This window comes from Priestia sp. ABM2_011 (genome assembly GCF_056158845.1).
The window spans coordinates 2,208,149-2,226,120 of record NZ_JBSWUB010000001.1 but is presented as its reverse complement, the minus strand read 5'-3'; the positions used below and the strand labels follow the sequence as shown (position 1 = coordinate 2,226,120).

19 protein-coding genes and 1 pseudogene are annotated in these 17,972 nt (G+C 38.6%); 9 read left to right on the top strand and 11 right to left on the bottom strand.

Annotation, left to right across the window (positions count from 1 at the left end):
- Window position 1: 1 nt before the first annotated feature.
- Window positions 2-1,810 carry an assimilatory sulfite reductase (NADPH) flavoprotein subunit gene (locus tag ACXAE4_RS12075; RefSeq protein WP_274862552.1) on the bottom strand — a complete coding sequence of 603 codons (1,809 nt, stop codon included), beginning with the start codon at window positions 1,808-1,810 and terminating at the stop codon, window positions 2-4.
- A 612-nt stretch (window positions 1,811-2,422) separates the two neighbouring features.
- On the opposite strand from ACXAE4_RS12075, the gene ACXAE4_RS12070 reads away from it, so the two are divergent.
- Together ACXAE4_RS12070 and ACXAE4_RS12065 are read left to right on the top strand one after the other, a co-directional pair.
- The gene (locus tag ACXAE4_RS12070; RefSeq protein ID WP_013083869.1) at window positions 2,423-2,605 is read left to right on the top strand and encodes a YolD-like family protein; all 183 of its coding nucleotides are present in this window, start codon (window positions 2,423-2,425) and stop codon (window positions 2,603-2,605) included.
- 25 nt (window positions 2,606-2,630) lie between these two features.
- On the top strand, window positions 2,631-2,783 hold the full coding sequence (locus ACXAE4_RS12065; RefSeq protein WP_165573525.1) for a hypothetical protein: 153 nt from the start codon (window positions 2,631-2,633) through the stop codon (window positions 2,781-2,783).
- A gap of 35 nt (window positions 2,784-2,818) precedes the next feature.
- On the opposite strand, the gene ACXAE4_RS12060 is transcribed toward ACXAE4_RS12065, so the two are convergent.
- Window positions 2,819-4,426, bottom strand: coding sequence for an MDR family MFS transporter (locus ACXAE4_RS12060; protein ID WP_028414403.1), 1,608 nt, complete (start codon window positions 4,424-4,426; stop codon window positions 2,819-2,821).
- Window positions 4,427-4,448: 22 nt separating this feature from the next.
- Complete coding sequence (locus ACXAE4_RS12055) at window positions 4,449-4,901, bottom strand: MarR family winged helix-turn-helix transcriptional regulator (RefSeq protein ID WP_013057798.1); 453 nt, start codon at window positions 4,899-4,901, stop codon at window positions 4,449-4,451.
- Window positions 4,902-5,059: 158 nt separating this feature from the next.
- Here ACXAE4_RS12055 and ACXAE4_RS12050 point away from each other — a divergent pair, with 158 nt between their 5' ends.
- Window positions 5,060-5,809, top strand: coding sequence for a MerR family transcriptional regulator (locus ACXAE4_RS12050; protein WP_289578014.1), 750 nt, complete (start codon window positions 5,060-5,062; stop codon window positions 5,807-5,809).
- A gap of 128 nt (window positions 5,810-5,937) precedes the next feature.
- Here ACXAE4_RS12050 and ACXAE4_RS12045 read toward each other — a convergent pair whose 3' ends face one another.
- From ACXAE4_RS12045 to ACXAE4_RS12030, 4 genes are all read right to left on the bottom strand, one after another.
- A complete protein-coding gene (locus ACXAE4_RS12045; RefSeq protein ID WP_098113279.1) occupies window positions 5,938-6,471 on the bottom strand; it encodes a GNAT family N-acetyltransferase in 534 nt (177 codons plus the stop codon).
- A gap of 44 nt (window positions 6,472-6,515) precedes the next feature.
- On the bottom strand, window positions 6,516-6,887 hold the full coding sequence (locus ACXAE4_RS12040) for a hypothetical protein (RefSeq protein ID WP_013083874.1): 372 nt from the start codon (window positions 6,885-6,887) through the stop codon (window positions 6,516-6,518).
- A 42-nt stretch (window positions 6,888-6,929) separates the two neighbouring features.
- The gene (locus tag ACXAE4_RS12035; protein ID WP_014459359.1) at window positions 6,930-7,121 is read right to left on the bottom strand and encodes a hypothetical protein; all 192 of its coding nucleotides are present in this window, start codon (window positions 7,119-7,121) and stop codon (window positions 6,930-6,932) included.
- An 84-nt stretch (window positions 7,122-7,205) separates the two neighbouring features.
- Window positions 7,206-7,478 (bottom strand): hypothetical protein, encoded by a 273-nt coding sequence (locus ACXAE4_RS12030; RefSeq protein WP_028414407.1) that lies wholly within the window; start codon window positions 7,476-7,478, stop codon window positions 7,206-7,208.
- 222 nt (window positions 7,479-7,700) lie between these two features.
- On the opposite strand from ACXAE4_RS12030, the gene ACXAE4_RS12025 reads away from it, so the two are divergent.
- Window positions 7,701-7,934, top strand: a complete 234-nt coding sequence (locus ACXAE4_RS12025) for a hypothetical protein (protein WP_028414408.1) — start codon at window positions 7,701-7,703, stop codon at window positions 7,932-7,934.
- Window positions 7,935-7,949: 15 nt separating this feature from the next.
- Window positions 7,950-9,059: a GerAB/ArcD/ProY family transporter gene (locus ACXAE4_RS12020; protein WP_028414409.1), complete on the top strand. Its 1,110-nt coding sequence runs from the start codon at window positions 7,950-7,952 to the stop codon at window positions 9,057-9,059.
- Between the two features lie 149 nt (window positions 9,060-9,208).
- On the opposite strand, the gene ACXAE4_RS12015 is transcribed toward ACXAE4_RS12020, so the two are convergent.
- Window positions 9,209-9,925, bottom strand: a complete 717-nt coding sequence (locus tag ACXAE4_RS12015; RefSeq protein WP_028414410.1) for a CPBP family intramembrane glutamic endopeptidase — start codon at window positions 9,923-9,925, stop codon at window positions 9,209-9,211.
- A gap of 219 nt (window positions 9,926-10,144) precedes the next feature.
- Between ACXAE4_RS12015 and ACXAE4_RS12010 the strand changes: the two genes are divergently transcribed.
- Together ACXAE4_RS12010 and ACXAE4_RS12005 are read left to right on the top strand one after the other, a co-directional pair.
- Complete coding sequence (locus tag ACXAE4_RS12010) at window positions 10,145-11,332, top strand: macrolide family glycosyltransferase (protein WP_028414411.1); 1,188 nt, start codon at window positions 10,145-10,147, stop codon at window positions 11,330-11,332.
- A gap of 326 nt (window positions 11,333-11,658) precedes the next feature.
- Window positions 11,659-11,937 carry an RNA polymerase sigma factor gene (locus tag ACXAE4_RS12005; RefSeq protein ID WP_028414412.1) on the top strand — a complete coding sequence of 93 codons (279 nt, stop codon included), beginning with the start codon at window positions 11,659-11,661 and terminating at the stop codon, window positions 11,935-11,937.
- Between the two features lie 21 nt (window positions 11,938-11,958).
- Here the strand turns inward: ACXAE4_RS12005 and ACXAE4_RS12000 are convergent, their stop codons facing one another.
- Window positions 11,959-12,276, bottom strand: a complete 318-nt coding sequence (locus ACXAE4_RS12000) for a hypothetical protein (RefSeq protein WP_028414413.1) — start codon at window positions 12,274-12,276, stop codon at window positions 11,959-11,961.
- Between the two features lie 206 nt (window positions 12,277-12,482).
- Between ACXAE4_RS12000 and ACXAE4_RS11995 the strand changes: the two genes are divergently transcribed.
- Window positions 12,483-12,602, top strand: a complete 120-nt coding sequence (locus ACXAE4_RS11995; RefSeq protein WP_080754499.1) for a DUF4023 domain-containing protein — start codon at window positions 12,483-12,485, stop codon at window positions 12,600-12,602.
- Between the two features lie 173 nt (window positions 12,603-12,775).
- Window positions 12,776-13,816 (top strand): annotated as a pseudogene (locus tag ACXAE4_RS11990) (alkene reductase); the annotation flags it as partial.
- 135 nt (window positions 13,817-13,951) lie between these two features.
- On the opposite strand, the gene ACXAE4_RS11985 reads toward ACXAE4_RS11990, so the two are convergent.
- Together ACXAE4_RS11985 and ACXAE4_RS11980 are read right to left on the bottom strand one after the other, a co-directional pair.
- A complete protein-coding gene (locus ACXAE4_RS11985; RefSeq protein ID WP_028414415.1) occupies window positions 13,952-14,674 on the bottom strand; it encodes a GDSL-type esterase/lipase family protein in 723 nt (240 codons plus the stop codon).
- A 245-nt stretch (window positions 14,675-14,919) separates the two neighbouring features.
- A complete protein-coding gene (locus ACXAE4_RS11980; protein WP_028414416.1) occupies window positions 14,920-17,958 on the bottom strand; it encodes an efflux RND transporter permease subunit in 3,039 nt (1,012 codons plus the stop codon).
- Window positions 17,959-17,972: the final 14 nt, after the last annotated feature.

Below are 17,972 nucleotides of genomic sequence, written 5' to 3'. Positions count from 1 at the left end.
CTCAGTATACATCACGCTGATAACGTTTTTGTTTCTTCATTTCAGCAAGGTAAGCTTCCGCCTCTTCGCGGCTCATCTTGCCTTCTGTTTCAACAATTTCAACTAGCGTGTTGTGCACGTCGCGTGCCATATTTGTTTTATCTCCGCACACATAAAAAGATGCGCCTTCTTCTAACCACTGGAATAATTCTTTACTATGTTCAAGCATACGGTTTTGTACGTATACTTTTTCTTCAGTATCGCGTGAAAACGCCACGTCCATTTTCGTTAGCACGCCGTCTTTTAACCACTTTTGCCACTCTGTTTGGTAAAGGAAGTCTGTTACAAAGTGCTGATCTCCAAAGAACATCCATGACTTACCTTTTGCTCCTGTTTCTTCACGCTCTTGCATAAATGAGCGGAACGGAGCCACACCTGTACCAGGTCCCACCATAATAATCGGCGTTTCTTGGTTTTGAGGAAGCTTAAAGTTTTTATTGCTTTGAAGGTATACAGGAATCGTATCACCTGGCTGCAAACGTTCTGAACATAGGACTGAACAAACACCTTTACGCTCGCGTCCATGCGCTTCGTAACGTACCGCTCCAATTGTTAGATGAACTTCGTCAGGATTTGCTGACAAGCTGCTTGCAATTGAATAAAGGCGCGCTGGCATTTTGCGTAAAATAGCTACAAACTCTTGTGCTGATACGTTCCATGGGCCGAAGTCACGAACTAAGTCAATTACATCACGGCCTTGTGTGTATGCTTTTAATTCCTCGCGATTTTCTACAAGCGCTTTTAATTTATCATTTCCAGTAAGCTCAGCTGCTTGCTTTAAAAGCGGCTTTGTTAACACGGTAATTTCAAAATTAGAGAGTAGCGCTTCTCTAAGAGGACGCGTTTCTCCTTCTTTATTAACCGTTACACTTTCACTCGCATCCCACTTGAATTCGTTAAGAAGAAGATCAACAAGCTCAGGATCATTTTCAGGATAAATACCTAAACTGTCTCCTGGTTCATACGTCAAACCTGAACCTTCTAGAGATAGTTCTAAGTGTCGCGTTTCTTTATTTGATCCGCGGCCGTTCAAGTTTAAGTTCTCAAGCACTTCTGCTTTAAAAGGATTTGTTCTTGAGTACGGCGAAGTTCCTGCAGGAGCTTCCGACGGAACAGCTGCCGAAGCGCTGTGTCCTTTCGCTTCGCTTAATCCGTCAATAACACCTTTAAGCCATTTATTTGCGGGCTCTTCAAAATCTAAATCACAGTCAACGCGCGGATACAGTCTTTCACCGCCAAGTTCTGCTAAGCGCACATCAAATTCTTTCCCTGTTTGACAGAAAAATTCGTATGAGCTGTCTCCAAGCGACAAGACAGAAAAACGGAAATTCTCAAGCTTTGGCGCTCGACGGCCGTGAAGAAATTCGTGGAAAGATAGCGCGTTATCAGGCGGCTCTCCTTCTCCATGTGTACTTACAACAATTAATAAATTTTCAAGTTTCTTTAAATTATTTGGTTTGAAATCATTCATAGAAGATACAGTTACATTAAAACCTTTTGCTTCAAGCGTTTTGCCTGTATTTTCAGCAAGACCTTGAGCATTTCCTGTCTGTGATCCGTAAAGAATCGTTACGTCTTTTGAAATCGTCTGCTCCGCTTGAGCAGGCGCTGCTGTAGAAACGTCTGGCGTTCCTTCGGCAGACGTAGATTGAGATGCTGTTAAATAACCACTCAACCACATTTTTTGTGCTTCTGTTAATGTCGGCAGAAGGCGATTAAGCAAATCTGCTTGTTCTTGATTAAAAGGGCTGTTTACTACCTTAAGTTGCAACACTGTCCACCTCACAAAAATATATAATTTAAATATGTATGCTTTTACGAATCATCTTCAACAACATGTAATACCTGTGTCTAATTAATCAATGATGTTTCCCTTCATACATTATTATTCCTATAGATTATATCAAATTTAATTATATAAATCATTAGAAAATTCTTATCAAATTCGTCTACCTGCATTTTATCGGAGAAGAATAAATTAGTAAAATACATATAATTGATAACTAGTATTAAGATCATTAATAATTGAAGCTGTCGTTACGTTTTTTATAAATGCAGTTACTTCCATATCTGCTCATTCTACATCCTTCACACGAATATGAATATTTTGTAATTTTTAGAGAAGTTTTGTAGAAACGGTTTTCTTTCTCATCAGAATGTTACATAATAAATGTAACATTAATCCTTTTAAAAAACACTATACGTAAAAGACGGTATATTCTGAAATTTAGGACATTTTATAGGTGAGCTAGCAACCTTTTATCTATTCATACACGGTGAAGAATATAAAGGGAAGCTTGCAGTACATACCATTCCCTTTTGCTCATCTCAAATGAAAGGACTGGCTTTTAATCAGGTAATCTTTTTTAAGGAGGCTTCTTGAATGTTTTTACGAGAATTAACGAAAAGTGGGACGATAACTGTTTCTTACTATAAAGATGGAACGTTGCAAACGTGCAAAGGCCGCGTGCACAATTTAAATCTCCATCAGCAAATTCTATCCGTAAAAGACGAAAATGAAGCCGTTGTTTCCCTTTTGCTTTCTGATATTAAATCCATTCATTAGTATGTAAAATTAAGGAGGAATTACTATGTGGAAAGATAATAAGCAAGCGCTTACAGATTTTGTGACGGAAGATCGGTTTGAACTGAACTTATATTTATCGTATTTGCTTGATCAAATTTCGTATGACACGTCTAAACAATCCCCTTTTCTTCGCAAGCCTAATGAAACAACTAGTTAATATAGAAAAAAAGCGCACAAATTTGTGCGCTTTTTTTAATGTGATGGCTCTACTTCAGCAATGCCTTCTTCTGGTTTTTCTTCGGCTTTTTTATTTGAAAGCTTGATCTGTCTTAAGAACAATGTGCATACCGCTCCTAAAATAATAAAAGCTAAGCCCATGAAAAAGACGCTGTGCAATGCGCTCATTAGCGAGGTCTTCAAAATAGGCACAATGCTGTCTGAAAGCGCAGCTGGAATACTCTTTAGCGCCTCAGGACTAAACAGCATCTGCAGCACACTTTCAGGATTCGTATCAATCGCTTTTTTGAACCCGTCGGCAAAAGCGCTTGCTTGAGCAGGCAATGAGTTTAAATATGGAACGAGTTTGTCAGTAAGAAGCGTACCTGATTTGGCGTTCATTATCGCTCCTAAAATGGTAATACCGAACGTTCCTCCAATTGAACGGAAAAATTGACTTGATGATGTAACAACACCGAGCTCTTCTTTTGAAAAGCTTTCTTGAAGAGCAAGCGTTAAAATTGGCATCACAAGCCCCATTCCTAAACCGATTATGGCCATATAAGAAGTGGCAACAAGCTTGCTAGTATGAAGGTCTAATGTTGTTAACAAGAAGAACCCTCCTGCCATAATGAGCATACCCGTAACGATTTGAGGTTTGATTCCAACTTTATAAACAAGCTGTCCTCCAATAATACTTGTTACAATCATTGAAATCATCATCGGTGTCATAATGGTACCTGATTCTGAGGCGCTTACTCCAACGATTCCTTGCATAAAGAACGGAACAAATGTAATAGCTCCGAACATGCCAATGCTCATAAAAAAGCCAATGATGTTTAAAAGCGTAAACGTTCGGTTCTTAAATAAATACATCGGAAGAATTGGTTCTTTAGCTTTCGTTTCCACAATAATAAAGCTTATAATCCCAGCAATAGCAAGTGCAAACAAACTAATAATCTGCCAAGAGTTCCAGTCGTAATCTTTTCCTCCAAAGCTCAGGGCAAGAAGCAAGCTTACTACTCCGATAACCATTGTGAACATACCAGCTACATCGAATTTAACAGGTCCTGTATGTTTTTTTCCTTGAAGTCCGAGCGCAATAAAAACGGTAGCGAGTATCCCTACCGGCAAGTTAATGTAAAACACCCATTTCCAGTTCAATGAATCAACAATCCATCCGCCAATTTGCGGACCGATGACAGAAGCAAGACCGTAAATTCCTCCGAATACTCCTTGAAACTTTGCTCGTGCTTTTCCTGTAAATAAATCGCCGATTACAATCATTGCCATCGGCATCATAACGCCGCCGCCAATTCCTTGTAATGCACGGAATAAAATAAGCTCTGTCATATTATTTGCCATCCCGCATAAAGCAGAAGCCACCATAAAAATAATAAGTCCTGTAACATAAATTACTCTGCGTCCTACTAAATCAGCGAGCTTTCCTGCAATCGGAACAACCGTTGTTGACGTTAATAAATAGGCTGTTGTCAGCCATGTCATCATGCTTAAACCACCAAGATCTCCTACGATTCTTGGCATAGCTGTTCCGACAATGGTTCCATCAAGTGCAGAAAAGAACATCGCAATAATTAACCCAATTAATAAAAGCGTGCGCTTTGAATTTTTTTGATTTTCCATCGTGTGTCTCTCCTCTTTTTTGTTACTGCTGCTTATCTTTATAAGAAGCAGCTGATGTTGCAAGCTTTTTCGTAATAGAAGCCATCATGGAAAGCTCTTCTTCTGTTAGATGCAAAAGGTAGCGGTCCATAATGGCTTTTCGACCATTTAGCACGTCTTCAAGTTTGCGATGCCCAAACTCCGTTAAGGTAATGTCAACAACTCTTCTGTCTTCTTTATTGTGTTCTCTTACAACAAAATTGTGCTGTTCAAGACGATCCACTAAAAGAGTCACGGCGCTCGGTTTTACATCCATTAGCTCTGCAATTTGAGAAACCTTACTGCTCCCTACTTTCTTTAAATAAGAAAGAACAAATAATTGCGTAGGAGTCATCTCATGCTCATTAAGGCTCTCCATCATTTCGGGCTGCATTTTTTCAAATAGCACTTGAAGCGATGAACGAATCTCCCCAAGATACTGATTGCTTTTTGTCACATCTATTCCTCCAGGCTTGCTTATTTATTTCATGTTATAAATAGTTAATGCTAATTAAATATAAATGCATATAAACTAAAAGTCAATTATTTCTTTTTTAGTATTGACCCTTACGCTGCGTTATATTTTATAGTAGATTTCAGAAGGGAGATGAAAGAATGAACAGAAAAGTAAAAGAAGTGGCTGACTTAGTAGGAATCAGCGTCCGCACGCTGCATCACTATGATGAAATCGGGCTATTAAAACCTGATGCTGTCAGTGAATCCGGCTACCGGCTTTATTCACCGGCTAATCTTGATATGCTTCAGCAAATATTATTTTTTAAAGAACTTGGCTTCCCTTTAAAACAAATTCACGAGATTATAACAGACCCAACATTTAATCGCACAGAAGCGTTGATACTGCAAAAAAACATGCTGATTGAAAAACGCAGTCGGCTCGATCAAATGATTGCAACCATTAATAAAACGATTCAATATGAAAAAGGAGCGATTGAAATGAACGAAAAAGAGCGGTTTAAAGGGCTGGATTTTTCGCATAACCCATACGAAGAAGAAGCCCGGAAGCGCTGGGGAAATCAGCGCGTAAATGAAGCGAATGAAAAAGTACAAAGCTTTTCACATGAAGAACAGCAGCGCATGTCAAACGAATGGGAAAGTATCTACACTCACTTAGCTTCTCTGCGTGATCTGTCACCATCCTCTACAGAAGCTCAAAAAGCCATTGAGCAATGGTATCAATTTTTAAATGAGAACTTTGGAACGTATTCGTTAGAAGCCTTTAAAGGTCTTGGAGAGATGTATGTACAAGATGAGCGGTTTACAACCAACATCGATCGCTACGGAAAAGGATTAGCGAAATTCATGAACGAGGCGATGAGTACATTTGCTGATGCTAAAAAACAATAAATCAAAAGAGATTGAGATATAACTACATCAATTATATGAAGCCTACGTTCATCACCACAATGAAAAAATCCGAACGATTCATCGTTCGGATTTTCATTCACTTAACATACTTTTGTCTCAGCCTCTTTTTATAAGTGAAGACCCATAAGCATTGTATTATAGTAGACGCCATTTATATAGGTGTCTTTTTCTTTTAATCCTTCTGTTTGAAACCCTAGCTGTTTGTATAAAGAAATAGCTCTTTGATTATCTTCTCGCGTCACAAGTTCGATTTTTTTTGTTTGTTTATTCATACGTGCCCATTCAATCAGCTCAATCATTAGCTGTCTTCCTAACCCTAGCCCGCTATAAGCATTCTCTACCACGATACCAAGGGTACCCACATGCTTATTACGCGGGTTTTGAGACGAGGTGATGGATGCAATACTAATGATTTTCTCTTCTTTTTCAGTCACGACTATAAGAGAGTTTTGCTCTTGTTTTACAGAAGCTAAAAACACTTCATACTCTGAAACTGGTCTAAGAAACTCGCCTTCTCCAAATGAAAGAAAATCACTTTCTCCTCCCACTCGATTGTAAAAAGCAATCATTTTCTCTGCGTCTTTTGATTCTGCTTCTCGAATGGTGACGCCTATACCATTCTTTAATATACGTAAACTCATATATCTATCTTCCTTTTAGTTATTCTTGTTTGCCTATATGGGTTTTAGCGCTGTTTTTCTCTCCACTGACCTAACCACATGCGATTCCCTAAAGCCGTAAAATCATTTTCGTCGGCGTAGCGTTCAATGACGGAAAGCGCGTTGTCCTCAAGCATTGGTGAATAGCTCATAATTTCTAAAATATGATGTGCAGCCCATAGGTCAATTCGATAAGTAGGATTCGTCAGCAGTGTTGAAAATTCAAAGAGCATGCCTGGATAGTATAAATGAATGAGCTGCGCAATTTTTTTCATATCTTCTGCAGCTCGGTTTCCTTTTTTTACAGATTTTTTATCTCGATAATCGATTTCATAATGAATTTTTGCGCTTTTTTGATAAAGATCAACTAGTGTTTCGTACGTACGATGTTTCTGCATTTCTCATCTTCCTTTGCTTCTAGATTTCCTCGTTTGAAGATGCTATAGTTCATTTTTAGGTTTCATATATTCAAATAAATGCAGCAAAAATATGATGCTTCCGCCAATGCACATCACAAAACTTAACGTAGCAGGATACTGAATAAAGAAACCGACAACACCAAAAATCAGCATAGCAAGCGCTCCTATCATCATAAACAGATGATAAGCCGGTGTATTTTCTTCATTATTCATACATAACTCCTTTTCACTATTTTTTAAGTTATTAAAAAGATATGACACTTCTTTTGGACTATGATCTTTTATTTTGCTGCCGCTTTATTTCTTTAGCTTAGCACGCAGTAACGTGAGAAGGCCTCCTCCAAACATGACGCCACCCACAATTTGATACAGGTGTATGTAGCTTTTTACCGTTTCAACATACAGATCTGTGTCTACATTCCCTTTACTTTCTAGCCATTTTTGGCCCATTGCCTGACCCGTTGCAACGCTTTTTAACAAAACGACCAGGCCTCCGAGCATGACAACGGCGGCGATCATAAGCTGTACCTTTTCTTTGTCATCTAGCATTTTTTTGAATTCGTCTGCCATCTATCTCTCTCCCATCCTTACCTTGTTATGTATCTACTTGTTTGTAATCATGCTGTTTTTTCTCTATTATAACGCTCAACTTGGTCATTATAACACGGTTTTGCACTGCCTTTAGTCTTACTTTTCATAAATGAAGCCATTTTGGGTGATACTATTTTTGAAACACAGGCGTCTTTAACATCCCTTCATTATTTTTGAAGGGTTACTAATTGAGGTTGATACATGCTTATATTTTTAGGGATTTTTTTACTTTGTGCAGCTGTTTGTTTAGTGGAAATACCTTATTTAAAAAAAGTGAACAGTCAAAGAGAAAAGCGAATTTTTTGGAGTTTGTTCACAGTAAGTATTTTAATTGTTAGTTTAAAATATGGCGGTGTGGAAATCCCTAACCCTGGAGACGGCATTGCTTTTTTATTAAAACCTTTTAGTGATTTTTTGTTCAGTCTGTTGAAGTAAAAGGAAGTGAACAACGTGCATAGTCAGATAAAATTATCCGCAGCACAGTTTCGAATACTCGTAATTTTTTATAGTTTAGGCGACACTATTTTAGTCGTACCTGGAAGCTTAACGGCTGATTCTAAACAAGAGGCATGGATTCCAGCCATTTTAGGCGTAGGTGTAGGCGTTTTTCTTGTATGGATGTATATCAAACTTTCTAGCCTTTATCCGAATAAAACCCTTGTAGAACTAAACGAAGCCATTTTAGGCAAGTGGCTAGGAAAGTTTGTCTCTCTTTTATTTGTCGCTTCTACTCTTCTTTTTTGCAGTCAAGTTTTGTTTTACGTGGGCTCATTTCTAACAACTCGCATTATTATTCAAACGCCTATGCTTGCTGTTCATATTTTGTTTATGGGAATTGTGATTGTCGGCGTTCGTCTTGGCATTGAAACGATTGCCCGCTGTGCTGAAATTCTCTTTCCTTGGTTTGTTATTCCGTTTTTAATCTTAGTTTTTTCGATCTTCCCTCAAATTCATTATGAGAATTTGCAGCCTTTGTTAGAGGTAGGCGTTAAGCCTATTATTAGATCTATTCTGGTCTTTACAAGTATTACGTCTCTCACTTTTATTGTATTGCTGACCGTTTTCCCTGCTCACGTAGGGGAACCTGATCAGCGAAACCGCGCTTTTTTTACAGGAAGCTTAATCGGTGGAGGCATTATGATTATTATTTTATTACTTGGCATTCTTGTACTTGGAAATACGTATACACGTATCGCTTTATATCCAAGCTATGAGCTTGCAAGGCGTATCGAAGTTGCCGATTTTCTGAAAAATATTGAAGTAATCATGGCCATTATGTGGTTTTTATCTCTTTATTTCAAAACGTCTCTCTACTATTATGCGACCGTTTCCGGACTCGCTCAAATTCTTGAATTAAAAAACTACCGAATTTTAACTCTTCCGCTAGGCATTATTGCCGTTACATTTTCACTTATCGTGTATCCAAGCATTCCCTATGAACAAACGTGGGACAGAGATACGTGGATTCCGTACAGTCTGTTATTTGGACTATTTTACCCTCTTGGGTTATTAATAGTTGGGAAAATTCGCGTAAAGCATTCGGCGTCTTTATCGAAATAAAAAGAAATTGAGACATAACGAAATCCATCCAATCAACAGCTAGAAGGAAGCTACATGCATGGAACTTAGATTCATCCTACCAATAAAAAAATCCGAACGATGAATTGTTCGGATTTTCCCTCAACGAAACTACTTTGTTTTACCCTCTTTTAAAAGAACACGGTTATACTCACTAATCCATTCCACAGCATATGTAAAATCATAGATGGGAAAATAGATTTTGTTCGATAATAAATAATGGCGAAAACAAGTCCCATGACGGTAGCTGTAATCGGAAAGCCAATATGTAAAAGACCGAATACAAGAGCGGAAACGAAAATGCCCACAAGCACGTGATGGCGTTTGGTTAAGAAACCACATAAAACACCTCTATAAAGCAGCTCTTCTTTAATAGGCGTGATAACTGCTACACTTATAAAAAATATCCAGCTTGAAAGCAGCGTTTGATTAAAACTGCCTTGATTTAAATCTTTTTGCTGCTGATCTGCGCTTTCTACGTTTAAAAATGAAAGCATCACGTACTGCACCGCGGCTACAATTAAAAAGCCTACCACAATATATACATACGTTTTCCCTTCTTTTAATACCGAGACGTTCCACATAGGTTTTAAAAATCTGCGCACAGGTCTATAAAGCACCGCAACCCCTAGAAAAAATGCCGCGTCTACAAGCAGAGCATATGGGCCTTCTAATAAAATTCCTGTCATATTTGAACCCATAACTTCATCGTAAATAGCTACTCCAATTCCGGCTAGGATTTGCAGTCCAAAGCCCAACACGATAAATAGAAGCAATGTGAAGTAAGTAAACTCTTTTTTCTTTTTAGGCTTTAAAACCGGTTCTGAATTTGTTGATAACGTACTCAAAATAGCAACCTCCAAAAATGATTCTTTCTCTCTAGTGCTCTCAAAATTCTATCATAAACTCAGTTTAATTATGTTATTTTTTAGGAAAAAAGTTATATTTTTTCACATTTTATACACAAAGGCAGGGCTTCAAAAAATAAATGCGCTAACCAAATTAGTTGTCAACTTCCTTATATTTGATTACGCTTGAAGAAATCTTACCGAAAGTGAAGTGAAAAAATGGCAAACATTTTAATGATCAACTTTCCCGCTGAAGGTCACGTAAACCCAACGCTTGGAATGGTAAAAGCTTTTTCAGACCGAGGTGATACAGTTCATTACATTACGGCCGAGCGTTTTAAAGAGCGCCTTGAAAACGCCGGGGCTATCGTACACATTCACCCAGACTTATTAAGCGGTGTATCCATCAAGCCTGAAACTCCTCAAGGAATCAACGCTTTTTTAAACATCCACATCCAAACGTCTTTAGATACGCTGAAGCTTGTTCATATATTATCAAAAAAAATTGAATTTGATTTTGTGTTTTACGACAAGTTTGGAGCAGGCGAATTAGTGCGTGATTATTTGCGGATCCCTGGCATTGTATCATCTGCTTCTTTTTTAATGCCGAAAGACCGCTTAGCAATGATGCCTCTTCATCCTGATTCAGACGTTCCATTTCAGCCGGATGAACAAGCTCAGTACGGGCTCAGCCTGCTTAAAAATCAGTTTGGCATAGAGCCTAAAAATCTGCTTCAATTTATGAACAATGAAGGCGAATTAACGGTCGTGTACACAAGCCGCTTTTTCCAGCCGCTTCATGAACATTTTGATGACTCGTGTTTATTTATTGGGCCAAGCTTTCCAAAGCGTCACCGCTCTCATGATTTTCCGTTAGAAAAGCTGAAAGACGAAAAAGTTCTTTATATTTCAATGGGAACGGTACTTCATGACGTAGAAGGCTTTTTCAACCTTTGCATCGACGCATTTAGCGATTTTGATGGAAAAGTTGTGATTGCAGCAGGAGACCGGGCCGATTTTAAAAGAATTAAAAAAGCGCCAGAGCATTTTATTATTTTGCCCTATGTTCCTCAGCTTGACGTGTTAAAAGAAGCGGACGTTTTTATCACGCACGGAGGCATGAACAGCGTAAACGAAGCTATTCATTTTAACGTACCGTTAGTCGTTTTACCTCATGGCAAAGATCAGCCGATCGTTGCTCAAAGGCTCGTGGAACTAAACGCTGGTTATCGCTTAGCAAAAGAAACGGTAAATGCCTCTCTTTTAAGAAGTGCCGTTGACGAAGTTGTCCGCGACGACTCCTATAAAAAAGGAATTAAAGAAATCAACGCAAGTTTCCAGCAGGCATCTGGCCCTGCCGCTGCAGCCGAACAAATTGTCAATTACGTAGTGAAGCAACATTCATAAAGAAAAGGTGCACTGATGTGCACCTTTTCTTTATAAAAACAGCCATGTACAAACTGTATATATGCCGATGATTAGTAAACTGACGACTGTAAGGAAAATCAATGCACATCCAGCTCCAATAAGTTTATCAGCTCATTTGGATACGTAACGAGCAAAGCGTGCAGGTTGTCTCTCACTTCCCCAAGTTCTCTTCTTTGATATCTCGTTGAGTATTTTGCCTTGTTTTTTTGATACTACATAGCTCATAAGCCTCTCCTTTTTAGGTGTTTATGCTCATTTTAACAAGGGTACAATGAACTATAATTGATTTTCGAAGGGGCTCGTTTATGAACAATGATCTTTTACTCATTCAAGAGATAAAAAACCGAAAGAAAGAAGCACTTCATCAGCTTTACAATCGATATGAAACGCTTTTGTATCGTCTTGTCTATTCAGCAGTAAAAGATCCACATGCTTGCGAAAGCATCTTAACAGAGCTATTCAAAGAAATTTGGCATTCCCCTGATCTTTTGGTCAAAGAACGTACTCTTTCTCTTTCCTTGTGCAAGCAGTGTGTAAAAAATATAAAAAAGCACAGCCAGAACTCAGAGAAGATTTCGTCGTAAATCATTTTTTTGCTGTACATACTATGAATACAAATCCATATGACTGAAATAATCGAAAATATGATGTAAATCTGTAATCTTTATGCTATGAGTGCTGTAAGCAACGATTATTTCAGCCAGCATAAGAACAAATAAAATGGCCAATAGCACCTTAACAAGCGGAAATTGTCGGAACTGAGGAGAAAAAAGCAGCTTACTGACTGTATACAAAAACAGCAGGATAAAGTAAATCATCATGGCATTGGTCGCCTGAAGGGGCACATTCCAGACAAATATGTACACGCTGAATGTCAAAATTAAAATAAACGACATTTCTTTCCCGCTAAAAAAATCACTCATTGCGTAACACCTTTTCTTGTTCATGAATGAATAAGAAATTATAAACTCACGAAACATTAACGTTATTTTTACAACAGTATACACGATTTTCCTGTTAATTTCTATATACCGGTGTATATACGGAGCTGCTTTTAGCGGATTGGCGTCATGTTTTTGAGTGCAATGGGTTATAGTAACAGGGAAAGCTCATAAAGGAGGTATGGATAATGGAAAACACAAATCAATTTGTTCAAAAGCTGAACGACAATCAAGAAAAGCAGCGTAAAAATAAGCAGGGTCAAGCTACTGGCCATCCGGAGAAAAAACTTCCTAACAAACAGCATTAATATTGTAAAAGCTGGCTGTCAAAACAGCCGGCTTTTTTTGTGATCATTTTTCGGAAGTCGAAATGTTTGAAGATAAAACAAATCCCCTGTTACAATAAACTGAACCCGCTGCAAAAACGTTCGCAGCTATACTTTCCTCTTAAGGAGCTGAATATAAAATGAGTAAATTTGAAAAATTATTCCAACCAACAAACATTGAAGCATTTGATTTACACACTCGTACAGCAATGGCACCGATGACACGATGCTTTGCTGATCCAGAGACAGGCGTAGTCGGTCAAGACGTTGTAGACTACTACCGCCGCCGCGCAAAGGATGGTATTGGCTTAATTATTAGTGAAGGAATTGTTATCAGCGAACGCGCAAAAGGAAATCCTGGCGTTCCCGGTATCTATACACAGGAACAAATTGATTCATGGAAGCCTGTAACAGAAGCTGTTCATGAAGAAGGCGGCACGATTATTGCTCAAATTTGGCACGTTGGCCGCTTGAGTCATCCTGAGTTAATCAATGGACATAAACCTCAGGCACCTTCTGCTATTGCAGCACAAGGTCAAGTGCCTCGTTTCCGCAAGCCGTACGAAGAGCCTGAAGAAATGTCAAAAGAAGATATTAAAGAAGTTGTAGGACAGTACGCTCAAGCAGCTAAAAATGCCATTGAAGCAGGCTTTGACGGCGTTGAAATTCACGGTGCTCACGGCTATTTAATTGATCAATTTAATTCAGACTGGTCTAACAAACGCACGGATGAATACGGAGGCGACCTTGCACAGCGATTAACGTTTATGAAAGAAGTGATTTCTGCTGTTATTGACGCTATCGGAAAAGAACGCGTTGTGATTCGCTTCTCTCCTCATAAGCTTGATAAACCAGACTATCGCTGGGATGATACCGAAAAAGCCATTCAAACGTATACAGAAGCTTTTAAAGAAACAGGCATTGAGATTATTCACCCGTCTATGCTTGATTTTTACGAAGATGTCCAAAACGGCCAAAACCTTTATGAAATCACGCGTAAGTACTGGGATGGACCAATTATCGGCGTGGGTGATTTAACGCCTGAATCAGCTGAAAAAGCGCTTCAAGCCGGCTGGATCGACGTAGCTGCTATTGGCCGCCCGCTAATTTCAAATCCTGATTATTTACAGCGTATTAAAAACGATGATGCTCTTGTCGAATACGATGCTAAAAAACATTTACCAGAGCTTATCTAAAAAAAGCTGAAACAAAAATATTTTAGCTCAAATGAAAAACGAACCACTGATCAGCATGTTTAATCAGTGGTTCGTTTTTTTGTTATGGTGAATGTAGTTTCATCTGTTTCGTTACGCTACGTCTCAACCTCTTTTTTATTCATTAACGTATGACTGAACTTCTTGTTTCCAAACAGCATAGCCTTGGCCTTTTAAATGAAGACCATCCACCGTGAAACTACTTTTTAACTGATTGTTTTTGGATACTTTCGAATACAGGTCAATGTAAGAATCATTATGTTTCTTAGCGAGACGCTCTAAATAGTTGTTTAATGCGATAACATCTTTATTGTCCACTGCGTCGCCGCATTTTTTATTGTTGACGGGCAGTACACTTTGAATATAGACTTTTGTATCCGGTGATTCTTTATGAATACGCTCAAGAATTTCAGCGTAATTGGCTTTGGTTTTTTTTACAGATTTTTGCTCATTTAAATCGTTAATGCCAATCATTAAGAAAATCTTTTTTGGTTTAGCATCTGTAATGCTTTTTAAACGATGCAATACCCCTTCAGTTGTATCATCGGCTACGCCTCGATTGACAATCTGCTTATTATGAAAAAGTTCGCTCCACTCAGAGCGCTGGGTAATGCTATCACCGAGAAATACGATGGACTCTTTAGGAATACTTAATTGCTTGAACAAAGTAGTCCGTTCAATGTAATAAGGATTGTCTCTATAGCTTTGCTTAGACGAACCCTTAGATGACAGCGGATTTTTCATCGCGCTGCTGCTTGTTGCATAAAAAGCAAAAACACCTATGAAAAGGACATTTAAAATAATGGAACTGATAAATACAACTTTCTTTGTTGAACTCACGAAAACGACACTCCTGTACTTTGTATGGTTTTTAGATAACTCTACGATGATATAGTAAAGCTTCCTGTTAACACTCTTTCCCTCCATACAAGACATTTAATCATTTTTTGTAAATAATGATTTTACATAAAAAAGAAGCGGCGCTCGAAAGCGCCGCTTCTTTTTCTATAATATAAGGGGTTAAAACGTACTTTTATTATAACATATAGTCTATGGTCATATTTTCCTCTATTAGAAAATAGTTCTTATGTCGTTTCTTTTTCCAGCTGTTTTTCTCTTTTTACTTGCCTTGCGAAGAAGAGTTCGTATACAACTGGAATAATAATTAAAGTAAGAAGAGTAGATGACGTAAGTCCTCCAATTACCGTGATGGCTAAGCCTTTTGAAATCAGCGTTCCGCTTGACGTAGTAAGCGCCAGCGGGATTAAAGCAGCAATGGTAGCAAACGCCGTCATTAAAATTGGACGCAATCGCGTTTTCCCAGCTTCAATAAGGGCTTCGCGGATTGTCATGCCTTTTTGTTCACGATTTTGGGTAATTCGATCTACAAGCACAATCGCGTTTGTTGTAACGATTCCAATCAGCATTAAGAATCCAATCATGACGCTGACAGACAGCGGTTCTTTTGCAATGACAAGACCAACTAACGAACCGATTGGCACAAAAATGAGTGACGATAAAATGATAAATGGAATACGCGCTTTTCCAAACGTAACGAGCATTGTTAAATACACAAGGCCGATTGCTGTTAAAATGGCTAGACCTAGAGATTGGAAGACTTCTACTGTCTCGTCGCTTCCGCCTCCTCCATCCAAGCTCACATCTTTCGGCAAGTCTAGCTTTTTCACTCCATCTACAACATCTTTGGTCACAGCTTGAACATCATCGCCTTTGATGTCTGCTTCTACTCGCGCAAATACTTTACCGTCGAGCTTTTGAATAGAAGTGAACGTATCAATTGTACGAACGTCAGCGATATCTTTTACTAACACAGGCCCTCTCTCTGTAAACACTTGCAGGTCTTTAATTTCTTTTACTGAGGCAAGGTCTTTATCGTACGAAAGCTGAACCGCTCGTTTTGTATTATCCAATTTTAAGTCTCCAACCGATACCGGTTTGGTTTGATCAGAGATTGTACCGAGCAGCTGAAATCCAGATACCCCGTACTCTGCGGCTTTATCAGGATCTACTTCTACTACAAGCTGCTTTTGCTTATCTGAGAAGTTATTTGTTACATATTTAAGACGTTTGTCTTTGTTTAAGTGGTTTTCCACTTGCTTAGCTGCCTTTTGCAAGTCATCTAAATTAGAAGAATATAAATCAACCGTCACGTTATTATTTGTAGGCGGCCCTCCTGTTGATGCTTCTTGCACATTAACTGTTGCTTTCGGTGATTCTTCTTTCGTGATGCTTTCCATTTTCTTTTGAACTTTATCAATAAACGTATCGACATTCACGCCTTCTTTTACATTCAAGAAATAGCCAACTTGGTTCGGACGTTTTACACCTGTTGAAAAGTCACGTGATCCAACTTCCGTTGTCACGTCTGAAATTTCGTTTTGGTCCGCAAACATCTTTTCAATTTTTAAGGATACATCGTTTGTTTTTTCAAGGGACGTAGATGCCGGTAATTGAACGTTGGCTTGAAGCATTTTTTGTTCTTCATTTGGAATAAACGTAAAGCCAAGTGAAGGAACAAGCGCAAATGATCCAAACAGTAAAATAAAGGATAAAATCAAAATTTTGATTTTATGATTAAGCGACCATGCAATCGCTTTTGCATACCCGCGCTGCAGCTTTCCTTCTTTTTCTTCAGGCGGTACTTTTTTAAATGCAAACTTTGCGAGAATCGGCACGATTGTAATCGCTACAAGAAGAGATGCTAACAGTGAAAAAACAACTGTTAAGGCAAACGGCAAGAAGAACTCTCCTGTAATTCCTCCTACAAAGCCGATTGGCAAGAATACGACAACCGTTGTAATCGTAGACGAGGTAATCGCTTTTAAAATCTCTTTTGTGGACGATTCGACAAGCTCATTGCTCATGCCTTCTTCTGAACGGCGAACGCGTCTGAAAATGTTCTCAATCACAACAATACTGTCATCTACTACGCGCCCAACGGCTACAGCCATTCCACCTAGTGTCATAATATTAAGCGAAATATCAAGCTGGTTTAAGAAAATAGCTGATACTAACAGCGATAATGGAATCGATATAATCGCAATGATTGTCGCACGGAAGTTACGCAAGAAAATCAGCACGGCGAGTGACGCAAATAATGCCCCGAGCAATCCTTCGCGTACTAATGTTTCAACAGACTTTTCAATGCCATCAGCTGAGTCAAAGCCAATTGCGTAGTCTAACTGATCGTCATATTTTTTCAAAATCTTCATCGTTTCGTTGGCCACTTCAACCGTATTAGCGTCTTGCTTTTTTGTGATGGCCATCGACAGCGCATCTTTGCCGTCATAGCGTGTATATTCGCCTTGTTCTGTTACGGCTTCGACTTTGGCAATATCGCCAAGCTTCACAGGCTGTGCTTCAGGGTTCATCGTGGATTTCAGCTGGATTTTCTTTAATGCATCGATCGTGGCAACTTTTTCTTCTACTCGCACTGGAATTTGAAGCTCTTTTCCGTTTAATGTTCCTGCTGGGAAGGAAACGGCTTTTTGGTTAATTTGTTCTTTCATCCCATCAAGCGTTAAACCAGCTTGAGCTGCTTTTTCTTTATCGACCGTAATTTGTAAAAGGTCCTCTTTCACACCGCCAACTGAGACGGAGTTAATACCTTGAATTTTATTCAATTCAGGAATCACTTCATCGTTTAATACTTTTTCAAGATTTGCATCATCTTTTGCAAACAGTGAAATGTTGAAAATAGGGAAGGAACCAAATGAAAAACGGTTTACGTCTACATTTGATGACTCTGGCAAATCTAATTCTTTTATCGACGAGTTAATTTGTTGTTCAACTTTATCTAAATCCGTATTAAACGGGAATTCTAAATTAATAATACCGACGTTTTCATATGATACGCTTTGTACGCTTTTAACGCCTTCAATTCCTTTTACTTGGTCTTCGATTTTCGACGTGACACTTTCATTTACGTCATCAGGAGAAGCCCCAGGATACGTTGCTTCAATAGACAGCTGCGGAAATTCGATATTCGGCAGTAAATCAATTTTTAGTTTTGAAAATGAATATAGCCCCGCTAAAATAAGTAAAAATGAAACGATAAACACAGCTACCGCATTTTTTAAACTAAATCTCGTCAAAAAATTCATCTTTTTCCTCCGTT

Coding starts and splice junctions, on each gene's coding strand:
- ACXAE4_RS12070 (WP_013083869.1), top strand. CDS start 2,423: ATGTTTTTACGAGAATTAACGAAAAGTGGGACGATAACTGTTTCTTAC.
- ACXAE4_RS12065 (WP_165573525.1), top strand. CDS start 2,631: ATGTGGAAAGATAATAAGCAAGCGCTTACAGATTTTGTGACGGAAGAT.
- ACXAE4_RS12060 (WP_028414403.1), bottom strand. CDS start 4,426: ATGGAAAATCAAAAAAATTCAAAGCGCACGCTTTTATTAATTGGGTTA.
- ACXAE4_RS12050 (WP_289578014.1), top strand. CDS start 5,060: ATGAACAGAAAAGTAAAAGAAGTGGCTGACTTAGTAGGAATCAGCGTC.
- ACXAE4_RS12045 (WP_098113279.1), bottom strand. CDS start 6,471: ATGAGTTTACGTATATTAAAGAATGGTATAGGCGTCACCATTCGAGAA.
- ACXAE4_RS12040 (WP_013083874.1), bottom strand. CDS start 6,887: ATGCAGAAACATCGTACGTACGAAACACTAGTTGATCTTTATCAAAAA.
- ACXAE4_RS12035 (WP_014459359.1), bottom strand. CDS start 7,121: ATGAATAATGAAGAAAATACACCGGCTTATCATCTGTTTATGATGATA.
- ACXAE4_RS12030 (WP_028414407.1), bottom strand. CDS start 7,478: ATGGCAGACGAATTCAAAAAAATGCTAGATGACAAAGAAAAGGTACAG.
- ACXAE4_RS12025 (WP_028414408.1), top strand. CDS start 7,701: ATGCTTATATTTTTAGGGATTTTTTTACTTTGTGCAGCTGTTTGTTTA.
- ACXAE4_RS12010 (WP_028414411.1), top strand. CDS start 10,145: ATGGCAAACATTTTAATGATCAACTTTCCCGCTGAAGGTCACGTAAAC.
- ACXAE4_RS12005 (WP_028414412.1), top strand. CDS start 11,659: ATGAACAATGATCTTTTACTCATTCAAGAGATAAAAAACCGAAAGAAA.
- ACXAE4_RS12000 (WP_028414413.1), bottom strand. CDS start 12,276: ATGAGTGATTTTTTTAGCGGGAAAGAAATGTCGTTTATTTTAATTTTG.
- ACXAE4_RS11995 (WP_080754499.1), top strand. CDS start 12,483: ATGGAAAACACAAATCAATTTGTTCAAAAGCTGAACGACAATCAAGAA.
- ACXAE4_RS11980 (WP_028414416.1), bottom strand. CDS start 17,958: ATGAATTTTTTGACGAGATTTAGTTTAAAAAATGCGGTAGCTGTGTTT.